At 60.6% G+C, this 6682-nt stretch carries 9 protein-coding genes; 6 read left to right on the forward strand and 3 right to left on the reverse strand.

Annotated features, from left to right (window positions below; all coding sequences use genetic code 11):
* The first annotated feature begins 340 nt into the window (after positions 1–340).
* The 6 genes from fabG (at position 341) to VFZ66_24235 (ending at position 4520) form a co-directional block, all read left to right on the forward strand.
* Positions 341–1084: a 3-oxoacyl-[acyl-carrier-protein] reductase gene (gene fabG / locus VFZ66_24210; GenBank protein ID HEX6292313.1), complete on the forward strand. Its 744-nt coding sequence runs from the start codon at positions 341–343 to the stop codon at positions 1082–1084.
* 157 nt (positions 1085–1241) lie between these two features.
* Positions 1242–1628 carry a poly(R)-hydroxyalkanoic acid synthase subunit PhaE gene (locus VFZ66_24215; GenBank protein HEX6292314.1) on the forward strand — a complete coding sequence of 129 codons (387 nt, stop codon included), beginning with the start codon at positions 1242–1244 and terminating at the stop codon, positions 1626–1628.
* A complete protein-coding gene (locus tag VFZ66_24220; protein HEX6292315.1) occupies positions 1628–2740 on the forward strand; it encodes an alpha/beta fold hydrolase in 1113 nt (370 codons plus the stop codon). The genes VFZ66_24215 and VFZ66_24220 overlap by 1 nt, the downstream gene beginning before the upstream one ends.
* A gap of 168 nt (positions 2741–2908) precedes the next feature.
* The gene (locus tag VFZ66_24225; GenBank protein HEX6292316.1) at positions 2909–3193 is read left to right on the forward strand and encodes a hypothetical protein; all 285 of its coding nucleotides are present in this window, start codon (positions 2909–2911) and stop codon (positions 3191–3193) included.
* Positions 3194–3384: 191 nt separating this feature from the next.
* Positions 3385–4080: an adenylate kinase gene (locus VFZ66_24230; protein HEX6292317.1), complete on the forward strand. Its 696-nt coding sequence runs from the start codon at positions 3385–3387 to the stop codon at positions 4078–4080.
* A gap of 47 nt (positions 4081–4127) precedes the next feature.
* Positions 4128–4520: a nuclear transport factor 2 family protein gene (locus tag VFZ66_24235; GenBank protein HEX6292318.1), complete on the forward strand. Its 393-nt coding sequence runs from the start codon at positions 4128–4130 to the stop codon at positions 4518–4520.
* Positions 4521–4716: 196 nt separating this feature from the next.
* Here the strand turns inward: VFZ66_24235 and VFZ66_24240 are convergent, their stop codons facing one another.
* The 3 genes from VFZ66_24240 to VFZ66_24250 form a co-directional block, all read right to left on the reverse strand.
* Complete coding sequence (locus VFZ66_24240) at positions 4717–4959, reverse strand: hypothetical protein (GenBank protein ID HEX6292319.1); 243 nt, start codon at positions 4957–4959, stop codon at positions 4717–4719.
* A 455-nt stretch (positions 4960–5414) separates the two neighbouring features.
* Complete coding sequence (locus tag VFZ66_24245) at positions 5415–5828, reverse strand: hypothetical protein (GenBank protein HEX6292320.1); 414 nt, start codon at positions 5826–5828, stop codon at positions 5415–5417.
* Between the two features lie 88 nt (positions 5829–5916).
* Positions 5917–6682, reverse strand: a 766-nt coding sequence (locus VFZ66_24250) for a bacterial transcriptional activator domain-containing protein (GenBank protein HEX6292321.1), incomplete at its 5' end; no start/stop codon positions are given.

The raw sequence follows: 6682 nt of genomic DNA on the forward strand, positions 1-6682 counted from the left end.
GGTCAGGGCATCGCGGCGGTGTACGAGCGAGTGTAGCACTCGCAGATCAACGGACCAGCGAAGGAGCAAATGAGGGGGAACGAAGGAATCTATGAGGGAGAGCCACGGAACAGCGGAGCGAAGAAACACAGCTTGCGACGCGCAAGCTCCAGCCCGGTGCCTGGTTCTTCCTCGTGGGTTGTCGATCCGCAACGTAGAAGCGGCGCGAAAAGGCCAGAATCAAACCTTAGAACGTGCCGAAAGTTCGCGCTGTTGATTCGCGACTCTCAGCATCCAATCCAGCGCTCGTCGTTCTCTGTTCGTTGTTCTTTCGTCTGGTGCTCTTATTCGGAGGCTTATCATGGGACGCTTAGACGGCAAAGTCGCGCTTGTCACCGGCGCATCGCGCGGTATCGGACGGGCGATTGCCTTAGAGCTGGCGCGCGAGGGCGCAAACGTAGGCATCAACTACCAGAGCAGCGAGGCCGCAGCGCAGGAAGTAGCGCAGCAGATCGGGCAGATGGGCGGCACGGCACTCCTCTTGCGGGCTGATGTCGGCAACAAAGACGAGGCGCGCGGCATGGTCAAGCGCGTGATCGATGCGTGGGGCAGGCTTGATATTCTGGTGAACAACGCCGGTATCACCCGTGATCGCTCGCTGCGCAAGCTGACCGACGACGACTGGATGCAGGTGATCAACACTAACCTGAACAGCGTCTACTTCTGCACCACCGCCGCCATGCCGGTGATGATCGACCAGAAGTTCGGTCGCATCGTCAACATCAGCTCCTACGTCGGGCAGGCGGGCAACTTCGGACAGGCCAACTACGCGGCCAGCAAGGGCGGCATTATTGCCTTCACCAAGAGCTGCGCGATCGAGCTGGCACGCTACAACATCACGGTCAACTCGATCGCTCCGGGCTTCACCATGACCGATATGCTCGCCAAAGTAGCGGAAGAGGTCCAGGATCAGATCAAGGCGAAGATCCCGATGGGCCGCTTCGGCAAGCCCGAAGAGATCGCCAAGGCCGTGGCGTTCCTGGCCGCCGACGCCGACTATATCACCGGGCAGCAGATCAACGTCAATGGCGGCGTGTATATGTAATCGCGTTCGCGCCATATGTCGCAGTGGCGGCACGTGGCCTGCATACCAGGCCGACAGGCCGGGGTGGCCCCCTCGCGTTTCCCGCGCCGTTGCAGAATCGCGTGAGCGTCTTCCCGAACAGGGTGTTTGATTCGGCACTAGCAAGAAAGGCACAACCATGACTCAGCGATCCGACAACAGTAATCCCTTCGATCCCTTTTCCGCCTGGCGCGAAATGCGCGATGCCACGATGGATACATGGTCGAAGGTGATGATCGAGATGGTCAACAGCGAAGCCTACGCCGAGGCGACAGGCCGCATGATGGACTCGTATCTGACAGCATCCGCGCCCTTCCGGCAGGTCATGGAATCGACCATGACCCAGGTGTTGACGCAGCTTAACATGCCTACCCGCGCCGATGTCACCAGCCTGGCCGAGCGGCTGACCAATATCGAGATGCGCCTGGATGATCTGGAGGCGAAGCTCGATACGCTTGAGCGCAACACCAAGCAGGCCGCGCGACCGGCGCAGAGCCGCGCTAAAGGTTCTGCGGAGGAATCATAATGTTTGGCCCAAAACTGCCCCTCACACCCGCCGACTTACAGGCTGAGCTACAACGGATCGAGGAGCAGGCGCGCACCCTGACGCGGGTGACAACACAGCGCGCACCGGTCGGCCAGACGCCCAAGGAGGTGATCTGGACGCTCAACAAGGCGAAGCTGTACCGCTACACGCCCGTCGTTCCCGAATCAGAGCGGCACCCGATCCCGCTGCTGCTGGTCTTCGCCCTGATGAACCGACCGTACATCCTCGATCTCCGGCCCGGCAACAGCTTTGTCGAGTACATGGTCAAGCACGGCTACGATGTCTATCTGCTGGACTGGGGCGCTCCCGGCCCTGAGGATAAGCATCTGAAGTTCGACGATTACGTGCTGGACTATCTCACCCGCGCGATTCGCAAGATGAAGCGCGTCTCCGGCGCGGACGAGTTTAGTATGCTCGGCTGGTGCATCGGCGCGATCGTCTCCACGCTCTATGCCGCGCTCCGCCCCGACGACGGCCTGCGCAATCTGATCTTGCTGACCGCGCCGCTGGACTTTACCGATAGGAAGCGGATCACCTTTGCCGGGTGGCTCGACGAGCGCTACTTCGATGTGGACAAGGTGCTGAATGCGTTCGGCAACATGCCCGGCGAGCTGATCGACTATGGCGCGAAGGCGCTCAAGCCGGTCGAGAACTACATCGGCAACTACCTGCGGCTGTGGGACAACCGCGACGATCCGCGCGTGGTCGAGGCCTGGCACGCGATGAATACCTGGGTCACGGATACGATCGACATGTCCGGCGCGACGTTCCGCCAACTGATCGTGGATTTCTACCGCGAGAACAAGCTGATGCGGGGCACCCTGACGATACGCGGCGAGCGCGTCGATCTCCAACGTATCCGAGCCAGCGTGCTCAATGTGATCGCCGAGAGCGATCATATTACGCCGCCGTGCCAGTCGGAGCGCGTGCTGGAGAAGTTCGGCAGCCAGGACGAGCAGATCATCAGGGTATCGGGCGGTCATATCGGTATCATGGCCGGAAGCGGCGCGATCAAGCGCACCTGGCCGCAGATCGACGCCTGGCTCTCCGAGCGGTCGCACGCTCGCGGGGCCGAGCCCGGCCAGACGTAGCGGCGCGGCGAGTACGTAACTGCGCCCCGATGCTCTGCGCCGTCATTATTTGTGAAGAATTTCACATCTTCATGAACTTGGCTGTAACTTGATGCTGCTAGGATACGGTCAAGCACATGTTCAGGCAATCGATCCAGGCCGTAGATACGGCCACTAAGGAGGACGATCATGACCGAGCGAGAAGCTTTCCAGCAGCAAGTGCGCGAGCAAGTCCAGGCTGCTGAACATATGGTCCAAGATAGCTTCCATCTCTGGAGCACGCTGGCGCTCTCGACGACGGAGATGAGCTTTAACCTGGCGGAGCAAAGCCTGCGCTCAAGCCAGGAAATCCTGTCGATCTATCACCGCATGTACAGCGACGGTGTTAAGACCTGGCAGAGTTACCTGAGCACCTTCGGCGAGACGGTCCAGCGCGCCACTCGCGCCGCATCCAACGGCACGCCGCGCCGGTAGGCACACAGCCTCGTCCAACCGCCGACGTTCCGCCAGGCCGGTTCTAGCACACGCGAGCAGCGCAGGAGTCGAGCTGAGTCATGCAATCATGGCAAGCTTCTTCCTGCGCTGCCTGCGTTCATCTGGAGCGCCGCCTCCCGCTCGATCAGCTTAAGCCTCCTCAGAGCGCAGTGTAGCGCAGGAGTACACCGATGAACGTCATTCTGATTGGTCCGCCGGGCGCAGGCAAAGGTACCCAGGCGGCGGTACTGGAAGAACAAACGCAGTTGAAACATATCGCCAGCGGCGAGCTGCTTCGCCAGCATATGCTCCAAGAGACGGAGCGGGGGCTGCTGGCACGCTCCTATGTCGATACAGGCGAGCTCGTGCCCGACGATGTGGTGATCAGCATGATCCTCGACCGCGTCGCGCGGCCCGATTGTGCGGCAGGCGTGATCTTCGACGGCTTTCCACGCAACATTGGACAGGCCCAGGCGCTCGCCGGGGCGCTGGCGCGACAAAACCAGCAGATCGACGGCGTGATCTTCTTGAACGCGCCGTATGAGATCCTCCAGAAGCGCATCGTCGGTCGGCAAACCTGCCGCGCCTGTCAGACGCCCTACAACATCTACTACTCGCCATCTCGTGAGGCTGGCGTCTGCGATCTCTGCGGCGGCGATCTCTACACCCGCGCCGACGATAACATCGAGACGGCGCGCTATCGGCTCAACGTCTATTTCCAGCAGACGATGCCGCTGATCAAACACTACCAGGCGCTCGGACGGCTGCACGACATCGACGGCATCGGCGAGGTGCAGGAAGTAACAGACCGCATCCTGCGAGCGCTTGGCTATGAGCGCGCGCCGACTCGCACACAGCAGCCTCTGCCTGTCACCCGTACGGTATAGCCTGACGGTACGCTGCTCTCCCGCTTGAAAAAGGAAGGAACAAAGCGATGGTTGCTCAGATAACGTTGAGTACCCAGGCAGTGATCGAAAACCTGCATACCGCGATGAACCAGCACGATCTGAAAGCGTTTCTCGATTGTTTCGCCCCCGACTATCGCAGTGCGCAGCCGTGCCACCCCGACCGATCGTTTCATGGACGCGAACGGCTCAGTGAGCTGTGGTCCAGCGCCTTCGAGCGCATCCCCGATTTTCACGCCGACCTGCTGCGCCTGACCGTGGATGGCGAGACAGCCTGGACCGAGTGGCACTGGCAGGGCACGCGCAGGAACGGCCCGCATTTCAATCTGCGCGGCGTGATCCTCTTCGAGGTCCAGCTTGGGCAGATCGTCTACGAGCGCGTGTATCTTGAGGGCGTTCAGCAGCCGCCGCCCGCCGACTAACGTCGTGCCCGACACAGCCGATCAACGTATGTCAATGAAATAACCAGATCATGCAGCGCATGGTCTGGTTATGGCGTGCGGCTCAGGCTACGGAACAGGCAGGGGCGAGAGGCAGCTCAGTGGTGGGAGCAGAGCACGATCTGCATCAACAAGGGGAATTAACCCCCGTCCTGTCGGCCTACAGGAGCGCAAGATCTTACAGTTGCGTCGGCCCGCCGTGCAGCTCTTCGGCCCAATGTGACCGCGCCTCGACCTCGGTCAGTTTGATCGAAGCAAAGAGCGAGGCCGCGCTCATGATCTGTCTGACTTGCATCTCCGGCAGATTCCGCAGCGTCTCCTCGGTATAGCCCAGGTTGTTCAGATATTGCTCGATATACGCGCGCTCCAACTGTGCCTGCGCGCCTTGAGCAATCGTTTCCTGTTGTCGTTGGCTTGTCATGGCGCACCTCCCACGTTCATGCTGTTGCCCTAACGCAGCACCGGCAGAATGGAGTGGTTCGCGATCGGCAAGCTCGGCAGTGATCTGAAGCTTCCAGGCTAGATCGCTCCGTCCGCACAGTGCGAGGTATCCGTAGCCGGATCTCTAGGCTTTTCACCAGTATAGTCGAGGCGGCAGGCGCTTCGCGGCAACAACTTCGATACCCAGGGAGAAGAAACCTCTACGCAGACCGCGAGTGAGGACTCGATCGCGGCGGGCAGCTACTCCGAATGACCCGCAGCCTGGTTTGCATGGTGGACTCTGCTGGATACAGACAAGCGCCGCACATCATCACGACAATCTTTTTCTCATTGGAACAAACTCGATGGAGACGTGGTTGCCCATGTCATAGCTGACCTGCTCATCTCCAACATATCCGCAGGCTTGATACAGCCTGACACCCGGAAGGGTCGCCATCAGCTCACAGGATTGAAAGCCATTCGCCTGAGCTTCGGCTTCACAGATTTGCAGCAGCGCCCGGCCCACACCCTTTCTAGCCCAGGAGGGATGGACAAAAAAGCGCGAATCTTGGCCGGCTCTTGCGTCGGATCAAGCAGCCCGGAATCACGCTGCGTATATTGATCGCCGCCGAACAGCGTTTTTCGCTTGCTCCATCCTCCGCAGCCAATCACTACGCCGTCATGCTCCGCCACAAAGTATGTTCCATCAAGAATGAGCGCCGTATCGACACCAAAGACTATCTCGATCGCAGCCTCAATCTGCTCATCGGAATAATCTTCTCGGCTCAAGCCACGCGCCGATTCGGCGATAAGCTGGTCGATTGCCGCACAATCGTCAAGACTCGCTTTGCGCAGGGTAACATCCATCATAGAATCCGCATCCGATCCATTCATAACCATCGACGGTACACCCTGAGGGCTGTATCAGCATACAAAGTGACAAAGATCTCGATCATCCTCAGCCCAGCCGCCGCGCCTGCGCCTGCGGGAACGGAGCGCTCCACGATTTGACCTCTTCATAGACCTGCGTGGTCTGCGGCAGCGGCGCGATGTCCATCTGCGCGCGCAGGTTGCGCACACAGCGCTCGTACGTGGCGAGCGCCTGCCGCCGGTTGCCCTGGCGGGCATACGCCTGCATCAGCAGCACATAGGCTGCTTCCCAGCACGGATCGCGCATCAGGATCATCTCGCACCACGGGATCGCCTCGGCTGGCTGATCGCGGCTGATCAGCAGCTCGGCCAGCGTCGTGAGCGCCTCAAGATAGACCGTCGCCAGCCGCTCGCGCTCGTTCTGTGCCCACTCCTCATACAGCCAATCGCTCAGATAATCGCCCCGGTAGAGATCGACCGCCGCGCTCAGCGTCATCTGAGCAGCGGCCAGATGCGCGTCGTCGTCGCCAGCGGCAAGCTGTAGCTTCGCGTTGGCAATGCGCGACTCGAACTCATCGACATCCAGCCACACGCCGTCGAGCGCAATGAAACGATAGGCGCTGCCCTGACGCCGAATGTAGAACGGCGGCGTGCGCGGCGGACGCGCCGGTTCGAGCGCCACGTTGACGGCATTCAGCGTCACCTTGAAGTGAGACTCGGCCTCCGACGGGCTTTCTTCCGGCCAGAGATGCTCGCAGATCTGCTCGCGCAGCAGCCAGCGATGCCGGTTAGCCAGCAGCAGCGCGAACAACTGGGCCGCCTTCTTGCGCTGCCACTCGCGCGCTGTCACCTCA

The organism is Herpetosiphonaceae bacterium, assembly GCA_036374795.1.
In the GTDB taxonomy this organism is placed as follows: domain Bacteria; phylum Chloroflexota; class Chloroflexia; order Chloroflexales; family Kallotenuaceae; genus LB3-1.